A 22023-nucleotide genomic window follows, 5' to 3' on the forward strand; every position below is an offset into this window, starting at 1 on the left:
AGGGAACAGCATGGAAAAAAAAGGAAGAATGGTAGAGGGTTTTTATTTTACAGATGAAAAGTTGGCAGAACAGGCGAAAAGAGAAGCAGATGGTGTCCGGTATATCAAGGAGCATACCAATATGGAGAATCAGGAAGTTGTACTACAACTATATCATAAGCTTATGGAAGAAAAACTTTTTGAGACGCCGGTAGGAATTGGCTTTTTGAAAGAATTACGAGATTTTCTTCGAAAGGTGCCTGGTGTGCAGGAAAAGGAACTTGAGCCAATTCCTGTGGAGGTGCGTTCAAATGAAGATGAGGTGCGGAATATAAAGAGGGAAAAGACCGCATTTAAGGGGAAAATGGAGAGAAGACTAGAGCAGGAAAAGAAAAGATTGAGAACAAGCCTGGCAATAAATCTGTTTTTGGTAATTCTGGTGATTGGAATGATAGTTGTTACGTTGACGAACAATCATCCTAATATTATAAATTATGAGAATAAGATTGTTGATAAATACGCACAATGGCAGCAAGAACTAGAAGAACGGGAGCAGACAGTAAGAGAAAAGGAGCAGGAACTCGGAATAACACCATAAGTTTCACAGTTTTTACATATTTGTATGATATGATGTAGAACAAGTGAGAGTGGAAGGTGTGAAAGCAGATGGAAAAATTGAAGATACTGGTAGTAGATGATGAGAGCAGGATGCGTAAATTAGTAAGTGATTTTCTGGTAAAACAGAACTTTGAAGTGTTGGAAGCGGCAGATGGAGAAGAAGCACTGGACAAGTTTTACGCAGATAAGGAAATTGCATTGATAATATTAGATGTTATGATGCCTAAGATAAATGGTTGGGATGTTTGTAAAGAGATTAGAGAGACTTCTAAGGTGCCGATTATCATGTTGACTGCCAAGGGAGAAGAGAGTGATGAACTGCTGGGATTTGATATTGGAGCAGATGAATATATATCTAAGCCATTTAGTCCGAAAATACTGGTGGCACGTGTAGAAGCTATCTTGCGAAGGACGGGTAAGACAGGGGAGGATGAGGTCTTAGAAATCGGTGGCATTACGATTGACCGTTTAGCACATCAGGTAAAAGTAGAAGGAAAAGAACTGGAATTAAGTTATAAGGAATTTGAATTATTAACTTATTTTGTAGAAAATAAAGGAATTGCACTTTCCAGAGAGAAGATTTTGAACCATGTGTGGAATTATGATTATTTTGGAGATGCAAGAACCATTGATACACATGTAAAAAAATTGCGTAGTAAATTAGGTAGTAAGGGAGAATACATTAAGACCATTTGGGGAATGGGTTATAAGTTTGAGGTAGAAGAATGAAACATTCCATAACCAGAAAAATTACAACTATTATGATAAGCATCGTAGCCGGCACAGTCTTACTGTGCTGGTTTATTAATACCACTCTTTTGGAGGACTACTATATCTCTCATAAAAAAGATGTTCTGATTGAGACGTTTCAGACGGTAGATAAGGCTTACGCGGAAGGAAACGGCGATACAGAATCGTTTGAAATTGAGTTGGAAAAACAGTGTGCCAATAGCAATATTACACTGATGGTAATTAGTTCAAATGGAACCATTATTCAGTCTAATGTGTCTAACAAGGACATGCTGTTAGAACAGTTTTTAGATATTATGTTTTCCGCCCAAAGCCAGAATGCTGTAGTAGTAGAAAATACAAAGGATTATCTGATAGAAAAAACAGCAGATACCAGGTTGAAATCTGATTATTTGGTATTGTGTGGAACGATGCAGGATGGAAATCAGATTCTTTTACGAACTGCGTTGGAGAGTATTAAGGAAAGTGTAGGAATCGCCAATCGTTTTCTGGCATATGTAGGAATAGTGGCTGTTATTTTGTGTGCTATTATTTTGTATTTTGTTACAAGAAGGATTACAAACCCTATTTTGCAACTGGCAGAAATTTCCAGAAGAATGACCAATCTGGATTTTGATGCAAAATTCCAGAGCCGGGGAGAGAATGAGATAGATTTTCTGGGCGAGCATATGAATCAGATGTCGGAAACGCTGGAAAAGACCATATCAGAGTTAAAAAGTGCCAATAATCAGTTGAAAATTGACATAGAAAAGAAAGAACAGGTTGATGAAATGCGCAAGGAATTCATTTCCAATGTGTCCCATGAACTAAAAACACCGATTGCATTGATTCAGGGATATGCAGAAGGTTTACAGGAATGTATCAATGATGATGCAGAGAGTAGGGAGTTTTATTGTGAGGTTATCATGGATGAAGCGGAAAAGATGAATCGAATGGTAAAAAATCTTTTGACCTTAAATCAGTTGGAATCCGGAAATGAGCAAGTCGTATTTGAGCGTTTTGATATTACCGAGTTAATACAAGGAGTAATCAATGCCACAGCAATTTTGAGGGAACAGAATGGAATTAGCTTAACTTTAGACGCAGGAAAGCCGATGTATGTATGGGCGGATGAATTTAAAACAGAGCAAGTGTTGACAAACTATATCAGCAATGCGATTCATTATGCTTCTGGTGAAAAAAAGATTCACATTACGGTAAAACAAGAGAATGATATTGTAAGAGTAGGAGTATTTAATACAGGAAATCCAATTCCTGAGTCTGACATAGAACATATATGGGAGAAGTTTTACAAGGTAGATAAGGCAAGAACCAGAGAATATGGTGGGAATGGAATTGGACTTTCCATTGTAAAGGCAATTATGGATTCCTTCCATCGAGAATGCGGTGTTATTAATTATGAAAACGGGGTAGAATTCTGGTTTGAATTGGATGGCAAGAACAGCTAAAATAGTTGCGGCTTAGATAAAATAATGGTAGAATAAAAGTATATTTGATGAAAGACAGCGTAGAAAAGGAGAGGGCCTATGAAAGGATTCATGAAAAAGGGCACAGTCATCATAGTAGCAGGGATGCTTCTGACAGGCTGTGGAGAAGAGTTGACTACATTGACAGAGAGTGAAGAGGCAGTAATTGTTAATTATTCAGCCGGAACACTGGCGAAGTTCAATAAGCGTCAGCAGGATGGGATGACCGCTGTTGCTTTAAAAGAAGAAACAGAGACAGACGAGATGACAGTTTCGGAAGAGAACGAACAGACGGACGAACAGGAGAAGCAGGAAAGCCAGGAGAAGCAGGATGCGGATACGGTGGATGCACAGGAAGGGGAACCGGAAGTAAGTTTGAACCAAGCACTTGGACTTACAGGAGTGGAGATAAAGTACACTGGGTATGAGATAAGCAGCAGTTATGAAGAAAGTGATTATTTTTCCATGGCGGCTACAGAGGGAAAAACATATTTTGTAATGAAGTTTAATCTTACTAACACAGGGAACGAAGAGGTGATGTGTGATATATTAAATCAAAAGCCAATCTTCACATTATCTTTAAATGGAACTTCAGCACGCAAGAATGAGGTTACATTGCTTCCGAATGATTTGTCTACATATTCTGCAAGTCTGGCACCAGGGGCAGTTACGGAGGCAGTGCTTATCTTTGAAGTACCGGTAGGAGAGACTACAGAGATTACATCTATCCAGGCTGATGTTCAGGTGAACGGGATAACTGTAAATGTCATCATGTAAAAAGTACAAAATAACAAAAAAGTTTGAAAAAATGTAAAAAATATTGTGTATTTTTTGAAAATAATATGCTATAATATTTGAAAAGAGCAGAGAAAAAATAATGTAAATACGGATAAAAACAGTATGAGTAAGATGCCGGAGAGGAGAAGGTACTATGGATACAAATATTCTTTTAGAGAATGGAACAAATGAACTGGAGGTGTTGGAATTTACCTTAGCTGGAAATCATTATGGTATTAATGTTGCTAAGATTCGTGAAATTTTGACATATCAGCCGGTAACTCCGATTCCAAATGCTCATCCAAGCGTGGAAGGTATATTTATGCCAAGAGATACCATGATAACAGTTATTAATTTGAGAAATTGTCTTGGAATTCCGAACATGGAACAAGACGGACTGTTTATTATCACAAACTTTAATAAGTTGAACATTGCATTTCATGTCGATGAAGTTTGTGGAATTCACAGACTTTCTTGGGCAGATATCATTAAGCCGGATTCTACAATTAATGTTGAAGAAAGTGGAGTATCTACAGGTGTTATTAAGTTAGAGGATCGTTTGATTGTAATTCTTGATTTTGAAAAGATTGTAACTGATATTAGTCCGGAAACAGGATTGCAGGTATCTGATATGGATGAAATTGGAGAAAGAGACAGAAGTGAATCTCCAATCGTGATTGCAGAAGATTCACCATTGTTATCTAAACTGATTACAGATTGTCTGAAGAAAGCCGGATATACACATTTAGTAGTGTGTGCGGATGGACAGGAAGCATGGGATAAGCTTTGTGAGTTCCGTGATAGTGGTACTCTGGACAATAAGGTACATTTAATTATTACGGATATTGAGATGCCGAGAATGGATGGACACAGACTTACGAAGTTAGTAAAGGAAGATGATGATATAAAACATATTCCTTTGATTATTTTCTCATCAATGGTAAATGAAGATTTACGAAGAAAGGGAGAAGCACTTGGTGCAGATGCACAGCTTACAAAGCCGGAGATAGGAAAGCTGGTAGATGCTATCGATAAGCTTTTGGATGAGAGAGAAAATAAATTAGCAGCAAAGGCGGCTAAGAGTAATATTGCATAGTCTATAGATAGAAGGAGATTCTGATGAGAAGTCGGAGTCTCCTTTTTATTAAGTAAACTTATAAAATACAGTAAATTTTTTAATATCACTTATATGCTCCGCTCCTTGTCACAGGCAAAAACCCATGTTACAATAAAAAAGATGTAATACCATATCGAAGGAGGATGTCAGGAATGAACATGTTGTCATTGGAAACTGAATTAAAAGGAAATTCTTATCCTGGAAGAGGAATTGTAATCGGTAAATCAACGGATGGAAAGTACGCTGTTACCGCTTATTTTATTATGGGAAGAAGTGAAAATAGCAGAAATCGTGTATTTGTAGAGGATGGGGAAGGAATCCGTACACAGGCATTTGACCCGTCTAAGCTGAGCGATCCAAGTCTGATTATTTATGCTCCTGTAAGAGTGTTGGGCAACAAGACAATTGTTACTAATGGAGATCAGACAGATACTATTTATGAGTTGATGGATAAGCAGCAGACTTTTGAACAGGCACTTCGTACCCGTGAGTTTGAACCGGATGCGCCGAATTATACCCCTCGTATCTCTGGTATTATGCATGTGGAGAATGGAGCATATAATTATGCAATGTCTATTTTGAAGAGTAACAACGGTAATCCGGATGCTTGCAATCGTTATACATTTGCTTATGAGAATCCGGTAGCGGGAGAAGGACATTTTATTCATACCTATATGGGAGATGGTAATCCATTGCCAAGTTTCGAAGGAGAACCGAAGCTTGTAGCACTGGAAGGTGATATTGATAGTTTTACAGAAAAGGTATGGAATAGCTTGAATGAAGATAATAAGGTATCTCTTTTTGTAAGATATATTGAAATTGAGACAGGAAAATACGAGACCAGAATCGTAAATAAGAATAAATAAATTGTGTTGGAGCATGGAGGAAAACATGAAAGAATTAGAGTTAAAATATGGATGTAATCCGAATCAGAAGCCATCCAGAATTTATATGGAGAATGGCGAGCTTCCTATTAAAGTATTAAGTGGTAAACCAGGATATATCAATTTTTTGGATGCATTTAATGGATGGCAGTTGGTAAAGGAATTAAAGCAGGCAACCGGACTTCCGGCAGCAACATCCTTTAAGCATGTATCACCGGCAGGTGCAGCAGTAGGACTTCCTCTTACTGATGTGGAAAAGAAAATCTATTGGGTAGATGATATGGATATAGAGTTTACACCGCTTGCTAATGCATATGCAAGAGCCAGAGGTGCAGACCGTATGTCTTCCTTTGGAGATTTCATTTCTTTATCTGATGTCTGTGATGTGGCAACAGCTAAAATTATTAAACGCGAGGTTTCTGATGGTGTTATTGCACCGGGATATGAACCGGAAGCGCTTGAAATTTTAAAGGCGAAAAAGAAGGGAAATTATAATATTATTGAAATTGACCCAAATTATGTACCGGCTCCAATTGAGCATAAAGAAGTATTTGGTATCAGCTTTGAACAGGGAAGAAACGAACTGAAGATTGATAAGGATTTCTTTGATAATATTGTAACAGAAAATAAGGAAATTCCGGAATCTGCAAAAATTGACCTTGCAATTGCAATGATTACGTTGAAGTATACTCAGTCTAATTCAGTCTGTTATGCAAAGGGTGGACAGGCAATTGGAATCGGTGCCGGACAGCAGTCCAGAATCCATTGTACTCGTCTTGCAGGACAGAAGGCAGATAACTGGTTCTTACGTCAGTCTCCAAAGGTACTTGGATTACAGTTCGTAGACGGAATCGGAAGAGCTGACCGTGATAATTCCATTGACCTTTATATTGGTGATGATTATATGGACGTATTGGCAGATGGTGCATGGGAGAAAATCTTTAAGGTAAAACCAGAGGTATTTACCAGAGAAGAAAAGCGTGCATGGTTAGATCAGATGACAGATGTGGCACTTGGCTCTGATGCATTCTTCCCATTCGGCGATAATATTGAACGCGCTCATAAGAGTGGTGTGAAGTATGTGGCAGAACCGGGCGGATCTATTCGTGATGATAATGTTATTGATACATGTAATAAATACAATATGGCAATGTGCTTTACAGGAATTCGTTTGTTCCATCACTAAGAAAATAATGATGAAAAAAGGGCGTTACACCAAGGTTTGGTGTAACGCCCTTTAGAATATTACGGAATTATTACCAGTGGATGTCGATAGTCATTGAGTGGTGGTTGATTGCCTTTGGCGGTTAAAGCCAGATGATATAAGTCGGAAGCGGTAATATCCAGCTGGAGAAGAGAACGAGCATCAGCTGATAATTGGTTCTCTGCATCGGAAATATTGGTAATGAGAGGAGCCTTTCCGGTTTCTTTGAACGAAGAAAGCAGAGGAGCGGCAGACTTACGAAAACCTAGTAATTTAAAGTAGGGAGTGAGTGTGTCTGTTTTTAGAAATCCATAATCAGTACTTTTTATATTTAATATCAGATGTAGCAACAGACGGCTGATTCTGGTATATGTGGTGTTCTTTGTTTTTAAAAGTTCACAGAATTGGGACCATGAGGTAAAGGAATGTCTGGCGCGATACATACGGTTTGCTAGTTCTGGAGAACTGTCGGCATAAGTGGCAAGTGCATCCGGGGATTCTGTTAGAAGTTTATAATGTACTAATTGGGAAAAATCATCTTCAAATAGCAAGGTATGTGGATATTGGGTTAGTAGCTCAAAACTGTATTCCGGCATAGTGGAGTGTTCCAAATTCCTATCTGCAGAATCAGTGTTTAAATCATGCAGATGTTTGCGAATGGCGGAAGCTGAGCAGAAACCCTCTGACATCTCTGTGTCATGATATCCCTTTCCTTTGCGTAAAAGAGGAACAGGTTGGATGGAAGAGGAAAGGGAAGCCAAAGCTTTTAAATATTCAATAGCTAAAATATTATTTGGCGAAGCCAAAATATGATTTACTTCAGTAGCATCATCCGATTCTGTGACAGAAAAAACAGTTTCCAATGCCTTAGCGCGGGCAGCGGGAAAGGAAAGTCCGTTTTTTAATTCTTGTTGGAGATGTTCTTGAAATGCTAGAGGATTTTTCAGCAGAATATCGGAAATCTTTTGAAGAATGGAAAGATTATCGTTCTCTGTACCGAATCCAAGATGAGTGACAACTCCTGTATTATGAAGGAGAGAGACACCGCCTTTGGCAAAATACTCGGCACTGGCAGAAGCGTATAATACCGGAAGTTCTAATACCAGGTCTGCACCACCCTTTAGTGCCATATGAGCGCGGGTATATTTTTCAAGCAAGGCAGGTGCGCCCCGTTGAACAAAATTTCCACTCATAGCAATGATAACGTAGTCTGCGTTTGTTTGTTTTTTTAAGGTTTTTATCTGATAAGCGTGACCATAATGAAATGGGTTATATTCTGCAATGATTCCTAATACGTTCATTAATAATGCTACCTCCAAATAGCTACATAATAACTAAATTATATGTGTTTTTTTAGAAATTATCAAGAAAATAAAAAAGCACGGAAATTTGTACAAAAATGCTATTGTATACAAGATAGGATTGGTTTATAATAAATATAATAATTAGCAATAGCGATGGTGGAAACGTCGCTATTTTGTATTGTTTGAGAAAAGGAGAAACGACAATGAACGTATTAGTAATCAATTGCGGAAGTTCTTCCCTGAAATATCAGGTTATTGATTCTGAAACAGAGGAAGTTCTGGCAAAGGGACTTTGCGAGAGAATTGGAATTGATGGAAGACTGGTTTACCAGAATAAGAAGAATGGTGGAGAAAAGGAAGTTTCAGAAGTAGCAATGCCTACACATAAGCAGGCAATTCAGTTAGTTCTGGATGCAATTGTGAATCCAAAGACCGGAGTGTTAAAGGATTTATCTGAAATCGGAGCAGTAGGACACAGAGTAGTACATGGTGGAGAAAAGTTCGCTTCTTCCACTATTTTAAATGAGGAAGTTTTAAAGGCAGTAGAAGAGTGTAATGATCTTGCACCGCTTCACAATCCGGCAAACTTAATTGGAATCCGTGCATGTCAGGAATTGATGCCGAATGTACCAATGGTCGGAGTATTTGATACTGCATTTCATCAGACCATGCCGGAAAAAGCATATCTTTATGGTATTGATTATGACTATTATGAGAAATATAAGATTAGAAGATACGGTTTCCATGGAACTTCCCACAGCTATGTTTCTAAAAGAGCCGCTGAAATGTTAGGAAAACCATATGATCAGGTAAAGACGATTGTATGTCATTTAGGAAATGGTGCATCTGTGTGTGCAGTAGAAAATGGAAAATCTGTAGATACATCTATGGGACTTACACCATTGGAAGGTTTAATCATGGGAACACGTTCCGGAAATATTGATCCGGGAGCAATGGAATATCTGGCAAAGAAGGAAAATTTGAACTTGGAGCAGGTTGTACAGATATTGAATAAAAAGTCCGGATTAGAGGGATTATCTCATATTTCCAGTGATTTGCGTGATGTAAGATCTGCAGCAGAAGAAGGAAAGCCGGAAGGAATTCGTGCATTAGAAGCATTCTGCTATCATATTGCAAAATATATCGGTGCTTATACAGCAGCTATGAACGGTGTGGATGTTATCTGCTTTACTGCCGGAATTGGTGAAAATGCCGGTGGTATTCGTTCTAAAATTTGTAACTACTTAGGATATCTTGGATTAAAGATGGATGAAGAGGCAAATAAAGTAGAAGGCGAAGAACGTATCATTTCAGCAGCAGATTCTAAAGTAACCGTAATGTGTATTCCTACAAATGAAGAACTTGCAATTGCAAGAGAGACGGTAGCATTAGTTACAAAATAGCTTGTCATAAAATAGAAAATTATCATTGACAAATGGAATTTAGATATGTATAATATATCGAGTGTGGATAGGAGACTGCCATGATAGTAGAATTAGCAGACATTATTTCCTGTGAGAATAAGGAAGTGTCGAAACAGGTAGAAATTGAATTAATGTCTTTTAACTCAAGACTGGGAGAGTTTCCCATCGTGAAGAAAGCACCTTTTGTACTGAAGTTTACCAACGAAGAGAATAAACGGTTGTTTATTCGCGGGGAAGCTGATGTTACAATTGCGATTCCGTGTGACCGTTGTCTGACTGATGTAGACAAGGAGTTTCACATTTTGATTGATAAGGAATTAGACCTTACTAATCAGAACGAAGAGAAACGCATGGATGAGACAGATTATATGGTAGGTACCAATCTGGATGTAGATAAACTTATTTTTGGAGAAATTTTGGTGAGTTGGCCGATGAAGGTTCTGTGTAAAGAAGATTGCAAGGGTATTTGCAAACGGTGCGGAGCCAATCTGAATGTCACAGAGTGTCAGTGCCAGAAAACAGAACCGGATCCAAGAATGGCAGCAATCCAGGATATTTTTAACAAATTTAAGGAGGTGTGACCATGTCTATATGTCCAAAAAATAAATCTTCCAAAGGAAGAAGAGATCAGAGAAGAGCAAACTGGAAAATGACTGCTCCAACATTAGTAAAATGCAGCAAGTGTGGCGAATTAATGATGCCTCATAGAGTTTGCAAGAACTGTGGAAGCTATAATAAAAAAGAGATTATTCCTCAGGACTAATAACAAGCAGTAAAGGACCGTTAGTAATAACGGTCCTTTTTTATTTCCTAGAATATAAAAAGCGCTCCGCTAAGGATGCGCTTTATAAACTTTTAATAAAATGATACATTGACTTTTGGGCGTGGATAGTGGACAATATGTAATAGAATTTACATAAGAAAGGAATAGAGAAATGGGAATATTTAATATGGACGGGGAGCTTGTGAGAACATTGGGGAAGATAATAGATATTATTTGTTTGAGTATTCTGTTTATTGTCTGTTCTTTTCCTATATTCACCATGGGAACCGCAGCTACAGCATTATATTATACTGTGAATAAAGTAATCAGAAATGACAGAGGATATATTTTTAAAGAATATATGTTGGCCTTTAAGAATAATTTTAAACAGACAATACCTATATGGCTTTTAGTGTTAGCGCTTTCTGGTTTGCTTGGATTAGATATTCATATTATGAATGCTTGGAGTGAAAATGGAAGCAAGCTAGGTGCCCTTGTTGTTGTTTTTTTAATTATGGGAGCATTTTTGGTGGCATGGATGCTTTATCTTTTGGCATATATGGCAAGATTTGAGAATACTAGAAAACAATCTATGAAAAATGCATTATTAATTATGTTGATACATCTTCCGTGGACGGTGGTACTGATTGTATTGACACTTGCAGGTTTATTTCTTATGTATGTGGCGCCGATATCTATATTTTTTGTTCCGGGATTGTTTACATTGTTGGAATCCCTCATTTTAGAGAAAATTTTCTGGAAGTATATGAGCGAGGAAGATAAGGAAGCAGAGAAGGAGCGGAATCGGGAATATAAAAACTGATTTTAAAACTGATTTTTTATATTGATTTCTCTATATAGTTATAGTATATTCATTAGTAGGCATCCGTTGAAAAGGAAATATAGTTCCGTAAGGAAGTTCTTTTTCAAGGACCGTAAGGAGGAAATTTCATGCAGGAAACGATAAAAGTAGCAGTAGATGCCATGGGTGGAGATAATGCACCGGCAGAAATTGTGAAAGGCGCCATTGAAGCTGTTACACTGCGTCAGGACATCAAGGTATATCTTGTAGGTCAGCAGGATGTGGTGAAGGAAGAATTGGCGAAAAATTCCTACACGGGTTCTCAGATTGAAGTGGTTCATGCAGATGAAGTCATTGAGACAGCAGAGCCTCCGGTTATGGCAATTCGAAAGAAAAAACAGTCATCAATCGTGATAGGAATGAATATGGTAAAACAACAGGAGGCAGATGCCTTCGTATCCGCAGGAAGTTCCGGGGCAATATTGGTAGGCGGACAAGTCATTGTAGGAAGAATCAAGGGCGTAGAACGTCCACCGCTGGCACCACTTATTCCAACGGAAAAGGGAGTATCCTTGTTAATTGACTGTGGGGCGAATGTAGACGCGAGAGCGTCACATCTGGTACAATTTGCCAAAATGGGTTCCATTTATATGGAAAATGTTATGGGAGTTAAGAATCCCAAGGTTGCCATTGTTAACATCGGTGCAGAAGAAGAGAAGGGAAATGCTCTTGTAAAGGAAACATTCCCACTGCTTAAAAATTGTCCTGATATTAACTTTGTAGGAAGTATCGAGGCAAGAGAGATTCCACATGGTGAAGCGGATGTTATTGTCTGTGAGGCATTTGTGGGAAACGTAATCTTAAAGCTTTATGAAGGTGTAGGATCAACGCTGGTTAGTAAAGTAAAACAGGGAATGATGACTACCTTAAGAAGTAAGATAGGAGCCCTACTGGTAAAACCTGCGCTGAAGAAGACATTAAAGTCTTTCGATGCATCTGAATATGGTGGAGCACCATTGTTAGGCTTAAATGGATTGGTGGTTAAGACTCACGGAAATTCAAAGGCCAAAGAAGTATGTACTTCAATTATCCAATGTGTTACCTTTAAGGAACAGGAAATTAACGAAAAAATAAGAAAGAATATTGGAACATCTCCCATGGAAGAGGAGTAGAAAGGAATTATCATGGAATTTGAAAAGTTAAAGAAAATCATTGCAGAAGTATTAAATGTAGACGTAGAGGAAATCACAATGGACACTACATTTGTAGATGATTTAGGAGCAGATTCTCTGGATATTTTCCAGATTATCATGGGATTAGAAGAAGAATTTGACATCGAAATCGCAAACGAAGAAGCAGAGAAAATTGTTACCGTTGGCGATGCAGTAGAACAGATTAAAAATGCAATGAATTAAGAAGCATTTAACTGTATACGGTAAAAGAGGAACAAGGGTGTCTGAAAGAACGTGCAATATACGTTTTTTCAGGCTACCCTTTTCGTCATATATTGCGAACATATACACAGGAAAGGAAAAATATGAGTTTACTAAAAGAATTTGAAAAGCGAATCGGCTATGAGTTTTCCGATGAGAAACTGTTGAGGCAGGCTTTGACACATAGTTCATATGCAAATGAACGCCATATGGGAAAACTGGCAGATAATGAGAGATTAGAATTTCTGGGAGATGCAGTATTGGAAATTGTAAGCAGTGAGTTTCTGTTTCATAAGTATCCGAAACATCCGGAAGGAGAACTTACCAGATTGCGGGCAAGTATGGTATGTGAACCAACACTTGCATTTTGTACCAGAGAACTGGAATTGGGAAAATATCTTTTGCTGGGAAAGGGCGAGGATATGACGGGAGGAAGAGAACGTAAGTCTATTCTTTCTGATGCAATGGAGGCTGTTATAGGGGCAATTTACCTGGATGGTGGTTTTGCTAGTGCAAAAGAGTTTATCAACCGTTTTATTTTAAATGATATTGAACATAAACAACTCTTTTTCGATAGCAAGACTATCCTGCAAGAAGTAGTGCAGGCAAAAGAAGAAGGAGAATTGAGTTATCGTTTGATTCATGAAGAAGGGCCGGACCACGATAAAAAGTTTGTAGTAGAAGCCAGAATAGGTGAAGTAGTTTATGGTCAGGGAACAGGCAGAACAAAAAAGAGTGCAGAGCAGGAGGCAGCTTATCACACTCTTTTAGAATTGAAAAAGCAGGAAAGTAGTTCCTGACAGGAGGAGTTATGTATTTAAAAAGTATAGAGGTACATGGATTTAAGTCCTTTGCTAATAAAATTGTGTTTGAATTTCACAATGGGATTACTGGTATTGTGGGACCAAACGGAAGTGGAAAGAGTAACGTAGCGGATGCGGTTCGTTGGGTATTGGGAGAGCAGAGGGCAAAACAATTGCGTGGTGCCAGTATGCAGGATGTTATTTTTTCCGGGACAGAGAATCGTAAACCCTTAAGTTATGCATATGTAGCGATTACCCTTGATAATGCAGACCGTTCTCTCAATATTGACTATAATGAGGTTACGGTGGCGAGAAGGGTGTATCGTTCCGGAGAAAGTGAATATCTGATTAATGGAACAGCATGTCGTTTGAAGGATGTAAATGAGCTTTTCTACGATACTGGAATTGGTAAGGAAGGGTATTCCATTATCGGTCAGGGACAAATTGAGCGAATCTTAAGTGGAAAACCTGAGGAACGTCGAGAACTTTTTGATGAAGCGGCAGGAATTGTAAAATATAAGCGGAGAAAAGCCACAGCTCAGAAAAAGCTAGAGGATGAACGCCAGAATCTGGTACGTGTAAACGACATTTTGTCAGAATTAGAAAAACAGGTTGGACCATTAGAGCGACAGTCGGAAAAGGCAAAGATTTACTTAAAGAAAAAAGAAGAGTTAAAGACTTATGATGTAAATATGTTCCTAATGGAAATGGAACGGATGGAAGAACAGTTGAAAACCGTGGAAGAAAACGTGGGAATTGTGGAAAAAGACCTAGAGGAATCCAACCGTTCTTATACCAATATCAAGGCTGAATATGAGCAAATGGAACAGGATATGGAGGCGGCGGATGAAAGAATTGCTGCTTTACGGGAGGAAATTGGAAATACCACTGTTTTAAAGGGAAAGCTGGAAGGCCAGATTAATGTTTTAAAGGAACAGATTCATACAGCAGAACAGAGTGAAGAGCATTTCCGTAGCAGGCAGGAGGCTATCAATCGGGATAAGGGCCAACGTCAGGAACAAAAAGCAGCTTATGAAAAGGATAAATCAGAACTGGATGTGCAGATGCAGGCAATGGCAGATGAAAAAGCCAAAGTTATGGAACATTTTCAGAAGATTCAAGATGAGATTGAGCGCTGTACCAGAGGGATAGAAGAAGGCAAGAATGAAATTATTGAACTTTTGAATAATAAGGCTTCTACCAAGGCAAGACAACAACGCTATGATACCATGCAGGAGCAGGTCAATATCCGAAAAGCACAGCTGAGTAAGCGTTTATTAGAGCAAAAGAGCGAAGAAGAAGAACTTCAGGCTGTGGTGGAGGAATGCGAGAAACGTTACGAAGAGGCAAAGGCAGAGTATACCGGTCTGATTGAGAAAGAACAGAAGTTAGAAAACAGCCGACGAGAATGGCAGACGAAACAGGAAGAAGTAAAAAATGCTCTGGAGCAGGACACTACACGCTATCATAGAGAACAGTCCAGACTGGAATCCTTGGTGAATATCGCAGAACGATACGATGGTTATGGTAATTCCATTCGTCGTGTGATGGAGCAGAAGGAAAAGGAAAACGGAATCTTAGGTGTGGTTGCTGACATCATAAAGGTAGAGAAAAAGTATGAAACAGCGATTGAGACTGCTTTAGGTGGAAGCATTCAGAATATTGTTACCAGTGACGAAGATACTGCAAAACGAATGATTCAGTATCTGAAACAGAACCGATACGGAAGAGCTACATTTCTTCCGTTGACCAGTGTTGGAAAGAAACAGCCACAGATTAATGAGAATGCTTTAAAGGAGCAGGGAGTTATTGGAATTGGAAGTGACTTGGTACAGGCAGAGAGCAAGTACAATGGATTAAAGAGTCATCTTTTAGGCAGAACTTATGTGGTAGATACCATTGACCATGCAGTTGCATTAGCAAGAAAGTATCAGTATACACTGCGTATTGTAACATTGGAAGGTGAATCCTTAAGCCCGGGTGGTTCCATGACCGGTGGAGCTTTTAAGAATACCAGCAATCTTCTGGGAAGAAAAAGAGAAATTGAAGAGCTGGAAAAAAACGTGGCCCAGTTGAAGGAAAATATTGCGAAATATAGGAATCGTATGGAAGAAATTGCGACCGCAAGAGAGTTGTTGAAGGAAGATTTGGAACAACTGCGGGAGGATTTGAAACAGGCGATGCTAAATTCCAATACAGCGAAGCTGAATATGGAACGTGCAAAAGAACAGAAGGAAGAAAATGACGGTCAGTATAGCGGACTGATAAAGGAAAGCAAGGAGATTGAAGAACAATTATCTGAGATTACCCAGAACCGTCAGCTGATTCAGGAAGAGATTCTTCAAGCAGATAAGCGGGAAAAGGAAATTGAAGAGGAAAGTGGCAATTTCCAGAAGATTTTAGAAGAACAGAATAAGCTTGCAGAAGAGAGCCAGAAAGATGTATCTCGTGTACAGTTAGAAGAAGCAAATCTTGTGCAAAAGGCAGAATTTATTCAGGAGAATATTTCCCGTGTGCAGGCGGAGATTCAAAAATTGGATGATGAATTAAAGCAGGCAGAGCAGGAAAAACTGGATTCTCAGGCAGATGTAGATAAGAAGTACCATGATATCGAAGAGATAAAAAAGACCATGGAAGCTTCCGATTCTGCCCATGGTGAGTTGGAACAGAAGCTTTCTGATAGCCAGAAGGAAAGAGAAGAGATGTCCGTTAAGTACAAAGGCTTCTTCCAGAAACAAGAAGAGTTGTCTAAACGTATCAATGATTTGGACAAGGAGTCTTTCCGTTTGAACAGCCAGAAAGAGAAGTTGAATGAATCTATCGAAAACCAGACGAACTATATGTGGGAAGAATATGAATTGACTCGTCATAATGCACTGGAACTGAGGAATGAGGAATACGATAATCTGGCAGAGATGAAAAAGCAGATTGCGCAGATTAAGGATGATATCCGAAAACTGGGTGATGTTAATGTGAATGCCATTGAGGATTACAAGAATCTGTCAGAACGATATACTTTCATGAAGACCCAACATGATGATCTGGTAACGGCAGAACGAACATTGCTGGATATTATAGAGGAACTGGATACGGGAATGCGTAAACAGTTTATGGAGAAGTTCCGAGAGATCCAGATAGAGTTTGATAAGGTATTTAAAGAGTTGTTCGGCGGTGGAAAAGGTACGTTGGAACTGGTAGAAGGTGAGGATATTCTGGAATGTGGTATCCGTATTATTGCACAGCCGCCTGGAAAGAAGCTTCAGAACATGATGCAACTTTCCGGTGGAGAGAAGTCTTTAACGGCCATTTCGCTGTTGTTTGCCATTCAGAACTTGAAGCCATCTCCATTCTGTTTATTGGACGAAATTGAGGCGGCACTGGATGATTCCAATGTAGGAAGATTTGCAAACTATTTACATAAGCTGACAAAAAATACCCAGTTCATTGTGATTACCCATAGAAGGGGAACCATGGCGGCGGCAGACCGTTTATACGGTATTACCATGCAGGAAAAGGGTGTTTCCACATTAGTTTCTGTAAATTTAATAGAGGAAGAACTGGACAAGTAGAGAGGTATGAAATATGAGTGAAGAAAAACAGGGCTTTTTCAGCCGTCTGGTAAAAGGGCTATCCAAGACCAGAGATAATATTGTATCCGGAATTGATGCGATTTTTAGTGGATTTTCCAGTATCGATGATGATTTTTATGAAGAAATCGAAGAGATTTTGATTATGGGAGACATTGGTGTCAATGCTACCATGAAAATTATTGAAAATCTGAAGGCAAAGGTAAAGGAAGAACATATCAAAGAGCCGGCAGAGTGTAAGGAACTCCTAATACGCAGCATCAAAGAGCAGATGGATGTAGGAGAAACAGCATATCGTTTTGAGGAAGAAAAGTCTGTTGTGTTAGTAATTGGCGTAAATGGAGTGGGAAAGACCACATCTATTGGAAAACTGGCAGGTAAATTGAAGGCTCAGGGGAAAAAGGTAGTTTTAGCGGCAGCAGATACCTTTCGTGCAGCAGCAGGAGAACAGCTTTCTGAGTGGGCGAATCGTGCAGGCGTAGATATGATTGGCGGTCAGGAAGGAGCAGATCCGGGAGCAGTAGTATATGATGCGGTGGCAGCTGCTAAAGCGAGAAATGCAGACGTGCTTCTTTGTGATACGGCAGGAAGACTTCACAATAAAAAGAATCTGATGGAAGAATTGAAAAAGATTCATCGTATTTTAGAAAAAGAGTATCCGGAAGCTTATCGTGAAACTTTGGTAGTTTTGGATGGAACGACTGGACAAAATGCACTTGCTCAGGCAAGACAATTCTCAGAAGTTGCGGATATTACCGGAATTATTTTAACGAAAATGGATGGAACGGCAAAGGGCGGTATTGCTGTAGCAATTCAATCTGAACTGGGAATTCCGGTAAAATATATCGGTGTAGGCGAGACCATTGATGATTTGCAGAAATTTGATTCAGAACAGTTTGTAAATGCACTGTTCACGCAGGAGGAAAAGTAAAATGGATATGTTGACATTAGAAAAGTTTGAGGAAGCAAGCAAAATCGTAAAAGAGGTTACTTTGGAGACAAAACTGGTATATAGTGATTTTTTAAGTAATCAGACAGGAAATAAGGTATATTTAAAGCCGGAAAATATGCAGTTTACCGGAGCATATAAGGTGCGAGGCGCTTATTATAAAATCAGTACCTTAAGCCCGGAAGAAAGAGCAAAGGGATTAATCACTGCTTCTGCAGGAAATCATGCACAGGGAGTTGCGTATGCAGCAAAATGTTTTGGCGTAAAAGCAACTATCGTAATGCCTACCACAACACCATTGATTAAGGTAAACCGTACAAAAAGTTATGGCGCAGATGTAGTGTTGTATGGGGATGTATATGATGAAGCATGTCAGAAGGCATATGAGTTAGCCGAAGAACATGGATATACCTTTATTCATCCTTTTGACGACTTAGCAGTAGCAACCGGACAGGGAACCATTGCCATGGAAATCTTCAAAGAACTTCCATTAGTAGAGTATATTCTGGTACCGATTGGAGGGGGCGGACTTGCAACGGGAGTATCCACTCTTGCAAAGTTGCTGAATCCAAAAATAAAAGTAATTGGTGTGGAGCCGGCAGGAGCAAACTGTATGCAGGCATCTTTCAAAGAAGGAAAAGTAGTGACACTGCCAAATGTAAACACGATAGCAGATGGTACCGCAGTGAAAACACCGGGAGAAAAAATATTCCCATACATTCGTGAAAATTTAGATGAAATCATTACAGTAGCAGATGATGAATTAATCGTGGCATTTCTTGATATGGTAGAAAATCATAAAATGGTAGTAGAAAATTCCGGATTGTTGACAGTGGCAGCACTTCGTCATCTGGATGTAAAAGATAAACGTGTGGTATCTATCTTAAGTGGTGGAAACATGGATGTTATTACCATGTCTTCCGTGGTACAGCAGGGACTTATTTTCAGAGATCGTATCTTTACGGTATCCGTATTATTACCGGATAAGCCGGGAGAATTGAGTAAAGTGGCAGATACCATTGCAAAAGTACAGGGAAACGTTATAAAACTAGAGCATAATCAGTTTGTATCCACCAATCGAAATGCAGCGGTAGAACTTCGCATTACATTAGAAGCATTTGGAACAGATCATAAGAAACAGATTATGGATGCGTTAGAAGCAGATGGTTACAAGCCGAAGTTGGTAAGAACAAATTTATAATATATACCAATAAAAATATTAACCTTCCCATAAATATTTTTATAGGAATTTATATTGTGTCAAGAAAAAATACTTGACACCCACTCTTTTTTCGTGTATGATAGCAAAGGTGATTGTAATGGAGAAAAAGGTAATGCAGACATTTCTCTATGATTTTTATGGAGAATTGCTGACAGAACACCAGCGGAATATATATGAGGACTTTGTGTTAAATGATTTGTCCTTGAGTGAGATTGCGGAGGAAGCAGGAATCAGTCGTCAAGGTGTACATGATTTGGTAAAGCGTTGCGACAGGATTTTAGAAGGATATGAAGAGAAACTGCATTTGCTGGAACGTTTTATGAATACAAAGGAAAAAATTACAAAGATTCGAGCCTTGACTCGCAATTACCAGAATCAGAATGAAGCAGAGATTATGGCGCAGATAGAGAGTATTTCCACTGAGATATTAGAGGAGTTATAGTATGGCATTTGATAGCTTATCCGAAAAACTACAGAATGTATTTAAGTCTCTGCGGAGCAAGGGAAGACTGACAGAGGATGATGTTAAGGCAGCGCTGAAGGAAGTAAAGCTTGCGTTGTTGGAGGCAGATGTTAACTTTAAGGTAGTAAAACAGTTTATCAAGTCTGTGCAGGAGAGAGCTGTGGGTCAGGACGTTATGAATGGTCTGAATCCTGGACAGATGGTAATCAAGATTGTAAATGAAGAATTAGTAACTCTTATGGGTTCTGAGACTACTGAGATTGCTTTGAAGGCAGGAAATGAAATTACCGTTATTATGATGGCTGGTCTTCAGGGTGCGGGTAAGACAACTACCACGGCAAAGATTGCAGGAAAGTTAAAACAAAAGGGCAGAAAGCCATTACTGGTTGCTTGTGACATTTATCGTCCGGCTGCCATTCAGCAGTTACAGATTAATGGAGAAAAGCAGGAAGTAGAAGTGTTTTCCATGGGAGATGGTCATAAGCCGGTAAACATTGCAAAGGCTGCCATTGAGCATGCAAAGACAAAGGGACATAATGTTGTAATCCTGGATACGGCAGGACGTCTGCATATCGATGAAGAGATGATGCAGGAGCTTCAAGAGATAAAAGAGAATGTAGAAGTAAATCAGACTATTTTGGTAGTTGATGCCATGACAGGTCAGGATGCAGTAAATGTAGCATCTAACTTTAATGATAAAATAGGAATTGATGGAGTTGTCCTGACAAAATTAGACGGTGACACCAGAGGCGGTGCGGCACTTTCCATTCGCTCGGTTACCGGAAAGCCAATTTTGTATGTTGGTATGGGTGAGAAGTTGTCAGATTTGGAGCAGTTTTATCCGGATCGTATGGCAAGTAGAATCCTTGGTATGGGAGATGTCCTTACCATGATTGAAAAAGCCCAGGAAAATATAGATGAAGAAAAGGCAAAAGAACTAGAACGCAAGATGAAAAAGGCCGAGTTTGGATTTGATGATTACCTAGAGTCCATGAACCAGATGAAGAAGATGGGTGGTCTATCCAGCGTACTTAGTATGTTGCCGGGAATTGGTGGCTCCCAGATAGCAGAGATTGAGAATGCTATGGATGAGAAGAAGATGGCAAGAATTGAAGGAATTATATATTCCATGACACCGAAGGAGAGAGCAAATCCTTCCATTTTGAATCCGAGCAGAAAGCATAGAATTGCAAAGGGTGCAGGTGTAGATATTAGCGAAGTTAATCGTCTGGTGAAGCAGTTTGAACAGACCAGAAAGATGATGAAGCAGATGCCGGGATTGATGGGCGGCAAAGGAAAACGCCGAGGCGGATTTAAATTGCCTTTTGGTTTGTAGAGCAGGTAACAGAGAATTCTCTGATTACAAAATAGAAGAAAAGTACCCAAGGAGGTGAAAGTAATGGTAAAAATCAGATTAAGAAGAATGGGACAGAAGAAAGCTCCTTTCTATAGAATCGTTGTAGCTGATTCCAGATCTCCAAGAGATGGAAGATTCATCGAGGAAATCGGAACTTACGATCCAACTAAGGATCCAAGTGAATTCCACGTAAATGAAGAATTAGCAAAGAAATGGTTAGCAAATGGTGCTCAGCCTACAGAAATGGTAGGAAAGATCTTCAAAGCAGCCGGTATCGAAAAATAAGATTCGTGAGGTGACGTAATGAAAGAATTAGTTGAAGTAATTGCGAAAGCACTTGTGGATCATCCGGAAGAAGTCGTAGTTACGGAATCTGAGAACGAGAAGTCCATTGTTTTAGAATTACGTGTTGCCCAGCCAGATATGGGAAAAGTAATCGGTAAGCAGGGACGTATTGCAAAAGCCATTCGTTCTGTTGTAAAAGCAGCAGCAGCTAAGAGTGACAAAAAAGTTATCGTAGATATTATGCAGTAACACGAAAATATGGGAAGCGAATTATCGCTTCCTATATTAGTTTGAGAGAATACTTGAGGAATAGAAGATGGAAGAATTATTACAGGTAGGTGTAATTACAAATACACATGGAATTCGTGGTGAAGTGAAAGTATTTCCTACTACAGATGATGTAAAGCGTTTTAAGAAGCTGAAACAGGTAATATTAGATACCGGAAAAGAACAATTGGAGTTGGAAATTACTCAGGTAAAGTATTTTAAGAATCTTGTAATTTTGAAATTTAAGGACATTGATAATATCAATGACGTTGAGAAATATAAGGGAAAGAGTCTTTTTGTTACCCGAAAGAACGCAGTAAAATGTGAAAAAGATGAATATTTTATTGCGGATTTGATTGACATGAAGGTCGTAACAGAGGAAGGACAAGAAGTTGGAACAGTGGCAGATGTGCTTCAGACCGGAGCAAATGATGTATATGTCATTAGTCGTCCCGGAAAAAAAGAACTGTTACTTCCGGCAATTAAGGATTGCATTCGAAAAGTCGATATGAAGGAAAGGGTGATGCAAGTATTTGTAATGCCCGGACTGGATGATGAAGAGTAGGTGA

23 protein-coding genes are annotated in these 22023 nt (G+C 39.0%); 22 read left to right on the forward strand and 1 reads right to left on the reverse strand.

From position 1 onward, the window contains the following. Window positions 1-10: 10 nt before the first annotated feature. From BIV20_RS04890 to BIV20_RS04920, 7 genes are all read left to right on the forward strand, one after another. Entirely contained in the window at window positions 11-577 is a 567-nt protein-coding gene (locus BIV20_RS04890; RefSeq protein WP_075719194.1) for a hypothetical protein, read from the forward strand. A gap of 68 nt (window positions 578-645) precedes the next feature. After that, window positions 646-1326 carry a response regulator transcription factor gene (locus BIV20_RS04895; protein WP_075718634.1) on the forward strand — a complete coding sequence of 227 codons (681 nt, stop codon included), beginning with the start codon at window positions 646-648 and terminating at the stop codon, window positions 1324-1326. Next, window positions 1323-2795 (forward strand): sensor histidine kinase, encoded by a 1473-nt coding sequence (locus tag BIV20_RS04900; protein WP_075718636.1) that lies wholly within the window; start codon window positions 1323-1325, stop codon window positions 2793-2795. The genes BIV20_RS04895 and BIV20_RS04900 overlap by 4 nt, the downstream gene beginning before the upstream one ends. Window positions 2796-2873: 78 nt before the next feature. Continuing rightward, window positions 2874-3590, forward strand: coding sequence for a hypothetical protein (locus BIV20_RS04905; protein ID WP_075718638.1), 717 nt, complete (start codon window positions 2874-2876; stop codon window positions 3588-3590). A 154-nt stretch (window positions 3591-3744) separates the two neighbouring features. Continuing rightward, a complete protein-coding gene (locus BIV20_RS04910; protein ID WP_075718640.1) occupies window positions 3745-4686 on the forward strand; it encodes a chemotaxis protein in 942 nt (313 codons plus the stop codon). 173 nt (window positions 4687-4859) lie between these two features. After that, window positions 4860-5573, forward strand: a complete 714-nt coding sequence (locus BIV20_RS04915) for an IMP cyclohydrolase (RefSeq protein WP_075718642.1) — start codon at window positions 4860-4862, stop codon at window positions 5571-5573. A 25-nt stretch (window positions 5574-5598) separates the two neighbouring features. Beyond that, entirely contained in the window at window positions 5599-6777 is a 1179-nt protein-coding gene (locus tag BIV20_RS04920; RefSeq protein ID WP_075718644.1) for a phosphoribosylaminoimidazolecarboxamide formyltransferase, read from the forward strand. Window positions 6778-6836: 59 nt separating this feature from the next. Here BIV20_RS04920 and BIV20_RS04925 read toward each other — a convergent pair whose 3' ends face one another. After that, window positions 6837-8096, reverse strand: coding sequence for a nucleotidyltransferase (locus tag BIV20_RS04925; RefSeq protein WP_075718646.1), 1260 nt, complete (start codon window positions 8094-8096; stop codon window positions 6837-6839). Window positions 8097-8302: 206 nt separating this feature from the next. On the opposite strand from BIV20_RS04925, the gene BIV20_RS04930 reads away from it, so the two are divergent. The 15 genes from BIV20_RS04930 (at window position 8303) to rimM (ending at window position 22019) form a co-directional block, all read left to right on the forward strand. Further along, window positions 8303-9502: an acetate/propionate family kinase gene (locus tag BIV20_RS04930; protein ID WP_075718648.1), complete on the forward strand. Its 1200-nt coding sequence runs from the start codon at window positions 8303-8305 to the stop codon at window positions 9500-9502. An 80-nt stretch (window positions 9503-9582) separates the two neighbouring features. Then, window positions 9583-10104 (forward strand): YceD family protein, encoded by a 522-nt coding sequence (locus BIV20_RS04935; protein WP_192848867.1) that lies wholly within the window; start codon window positions 9583-9585, stop codon window positions 10102-10104. Window positions 10105-10106: 2 nt separating this feature from the next. Further along, window positions 10107-10286, forward strand: a complete 180-nt coding sequence (gene rpmF / locus BIV20_RS04940; RefSeq protein ID WP_075718650.1) for a 50S ribosomal protein L32 — start codon at window positions 10107-10109, stop codon at window positions 10284-10286. A gap of 172 nt (window positions 10287-10458) precedes the next feature. Next, window positions 10459-11109 carry a YesL family protein gene (locus BIV20_RS04945; RefSeq protein WP_075718652.1) on the forward strand — a complete coding sequence of 217 codons (651 nt, stop codon included), beginning with the start codon at window positions 10459-10461 and terminating at the stop codon, window positions 11107-11109. Between the two features lie 128 nt (window positions 11110-11237). Next, on the forward strand, window positions 11238-12260 hold the full coding sequence (gene plsX, locus BIV20_RS04950; protein WP_075718654.1) for a phosphate acyltransferase PlsX: 1023 nt from the start codon (window positions 11238-11240) through the stop codon (window positions 12258-12260). 12 nt (window positions 12261-12272) lie between these two features. Further along, window positions 12273-12503, forward strand: a complete 231-nt coding sequence (acpP, locus tag BIV20_RS04955) for an acyl carrier protein (RefSeq protein ID WP_075718656.1) — start codon at window positions 12273-12275, stop codon at window positions 12501-12503. Between the two features lie 122 nt (window positions 12504-12625). Beyond that, window positions 12626-13321, forward strand: a complete 696-nt coding sequence (gene rnc, locus BIV20_RS04960; protein WP_075718658.1) for a ribonuclease III — start codon at window positions 12626-12628, stop codon at window positions 13319-13321. Between the two features lie 11 nt (window positions 13322-13332). After that, window positions 13333-16893 carry a chromosome segregation protein SMC gene (smc, locus tag BIV20_RS04965; RefSeq protein ID WP_075718660.1) on the forward strand — a complete coding sequence of 1187 codons (3561 nt, stop codon included), beginning with the start codon at window positions 13333-13335 and terminating at the stop codon, window positions 16891-16893. A 13-nt stretch (window positions 16894-16906) separates the two neighbouring features. After that, window positions 16907-17842 (forward strand): signal recognition particle-docking protein FtsY, encoded by a 936-nt coding sequence (gene ftsY / locus BIV20_RS04970; RefSeq protein ID WP_075718662.1) that lies wholly within the window; start codon window positions 16907-16909, stop codon window positions 17840-17842. Window positions 17843-17849: 7 nt separating this feature from the next. Beyond that, window positions 17850-19061, forward strand: a complete 1212-nt coding sequence (gene ilvA / locus BIV20_RS04975; RefSeq protein WP_075719198.1) for a threonine ammonia-lyase — start codon at window positions 17850-17852, stop codon at window positions 19059-19061. A gap of 118 nt (window positions 19062-19179) precedes the next feature. Next, complete coding sequence (gene ylxM, locus BIV20_RS04980) at window positions 19180-19524, forward strand: YlxM family DNA-binding protein (RefSeq protein WP_075718664.1); 345 nt, start codon at window positions 19180-19182, stop codon at window positions 19522-19524. Window position 19525: 1 nt separating this feature from the next. Then, window positions 19526-20881 (forward strand): signal recognition particle protein, encoded by a 1356-nt coding sequence (gene ffh, locus BIV20_RS04985; RefSeq protein WP_075718666.1) that lies wholly within the window; start codon window positions 19526-19528, stop codon window positions 20879-20881. 63 nt (window positions 20882-20944) lie between these two features. Next, on the forward strand, window positions 20945-21187 hold the full coding sequence (gene rpsP / locus BIV20_RS04990) for a 30S ribosomal protein S16 (protein ID WP_075718668.1): 243 nt from the start codon (window positions 20945-20947) through the stop codon (window positions 21185-21187). A gap of 18 nt (window positions 21188-21205) precedes the next feature. Continuing rightward, on the forward strand, window positions 21206-21436 hold the full coding sequence (locus BIV20_RS04995; protein ID WP_075718670.1) for a KH domain-containing protein: 231 nt from the start codon (window positions 21206-21208) through the stop codon (window positions 21434-21436). A 67-nt stretch (window positions 21437-21503) separates the two neighbouring features. Then, window positions 21504-22019 (forward strand): ribosome maturation factor RimM, encoded by a 516-nt coding sequence (gene rimM, locus BIV20_RS05000; RefSeq protein ID WP_075718672.1) that lies wholly within the window; start codon window positions 21504-21506, stop codon window positions 22017-22019. Window positions 22020-22023 lie beyond the last annotated feature (4 nt).

This window comes from Roseburia sp. 499 (assembly GCF_001940225.2).
In the GTDB taxonomy this organism is placed as follows: domain Bacteria; phylum Bacillota; class Clostridia; order Lachnospirales; family Lachnospiraceae; genus Petralouisia.

Bases quoted from the DNA above. Each gene is read 5' to 3' on its own strand.
- rpsP (WP_075718668.1), top strand. From the start codon at position 20,945: ATGGTAAAAATCAGATTAAGAAGAATGGGACAGAAGAAAGCTCCTTTC.
- BIV20_RS04930 (WP_075718648.1), top strand. From the start codon at position 8,303: ATGAACGTATTAGTAATCAATTGCGGAAGTTCTTCCCTGAAATATCAG.
- BIV20_RS04900 (WP_075718636.1), top strand. From the start codon at position 1,323: ATGAAACATTCCATAACCAGAAAAATTACAACTATTATGATAAGCATC.
- BIV20_RS04915 (WP_075718642.1), top strand. From the start codon at position 4,860: ATGAACATGTTGTCATTGGAAACTGAATTAAAAGGAAATTCTTATCCT.
- plsX (WP_075718654.1), top strand. From the start codon at position 11,238: ATGCAGGAAACGATAAAAGTAGCAGTAGATGCCATGGGTGGAGATAAT.
- BIV20_RS04920 (WP_075718644.1), top strand. From the start codon at position 5,599: ATGAAAGAATTAGAGTTAAAATATGGATGTAATCCGAATCAGAAGCCA.
- ilvA (WP_075719198.1), top strand. From the start codon at position 17,850: ATGTTGACATTAGAAAAGTTTGAGGAAGCAAGCAAAATCGTAAAAGAG.
- BIV20_RS04935 (WP_192848867.1), top strand. From the start codon at position 9,583: ATGATAGTAGAATTAGCAGACATTATTTCCTGTGAGAATAAGGAAGTG.
- acpP (WP_075718656.1), top strand. From the start codon at position 12,273: ATGGAATTTGAAAAGTTAAAGAAAATCATTGCAGAAGTATTAAATGTA.
- BIV20_RS04945 (WP_075718652.1), top strand. From the start codon at position 10,459: ATGGGAATATTTAATATGGACGGGGAGCTTGTGAGAACATTGGGGAAG.
- ffh (WP_075718666.1), top strand. From the start codon at position 19,526: ATGGCATTTGATAGCTTATCCGAAAAACTACAGAATGTATTTAAGTCT.
- BIV20_RS04895 (WP_075718634.1), top strand. From the start codon at position 646: ATGGAAAAATTGAAGATACTGGTAGTAGATGATGAGAGCAGGATGCGT.
- BIV20_RS04925 (WP_075718646.1), bottom strand. From the start codon at position 8,096: ATGAACGTATTAGGAATCATTGCAGAATATAACCCATTTCATTATGGT.
- BIV20_RS04890 (WP_075719194.1), top strand. From the start codon at position 11: ATGGAAAAAAAAGGAAGAATGGTAGAGGGTTTTTATTTTACAGATGAA.
- BIV20_RS04910 (WP_075718640.1), top strand. From the start codon at position 3,745: ATGGATACAAATATTCTTTTAGAGAATGGAACAAATGAACTGGAGGTG.
- BIV20_RS04905 (WP_075718638.1), top strand. From the start codon at position 2,874: ATGAAAGGATTCATGAAAAAGGGCACAGTCATCATAGTAGCAGGGATG.
- ylxM (WP_075718664.1), top strand. From the start codon at position 19,180: ATGGAGAAAAAGGTAATGCAGACATTTCTCTATGATTTTTATGGAGAA.
- rimM (WP_075718672.1), top strand. From the start codon at position 21,504: ATGGAAGAATTATTACAGGTAGGTGTAATTACAAATACACATGGAATT.
- rnc (WP_075718658.1), top strand. From the start codon at position 12,626: ATGAGTTTACTAAAAGAATTTGAAAAGCGAATCGGCTATGAGTTTTCC.
- rpmF (WP_075718650.1), top strand. From the start codon at position 10,107: ATGTCTATATGTCCAAAAAATAAATCTTCCAAAGGAAGAAGAGATCAG.
- ftsY (WP_075718662.1), top strand. From the start codon at position 16,907: ATGAGTGAAGAAAAACAGGGCTTTTTCAGCCGTCTGGTAAAAGGGCTA.
- BIV20_RS04995 (WP_075718670.1), top strand. From the start codon at position 21,206: ATGAAAGAATTAGTTGAAGTAATTGCGAAAGCACTTGTGGATCATCCG.
- smc (WP_075718660.1), top strand. From the start codon at position 13,333: ATGTATTTAAAAAGTATAGAGGTACATGGATTTAAGTCCTTTGCTAAT.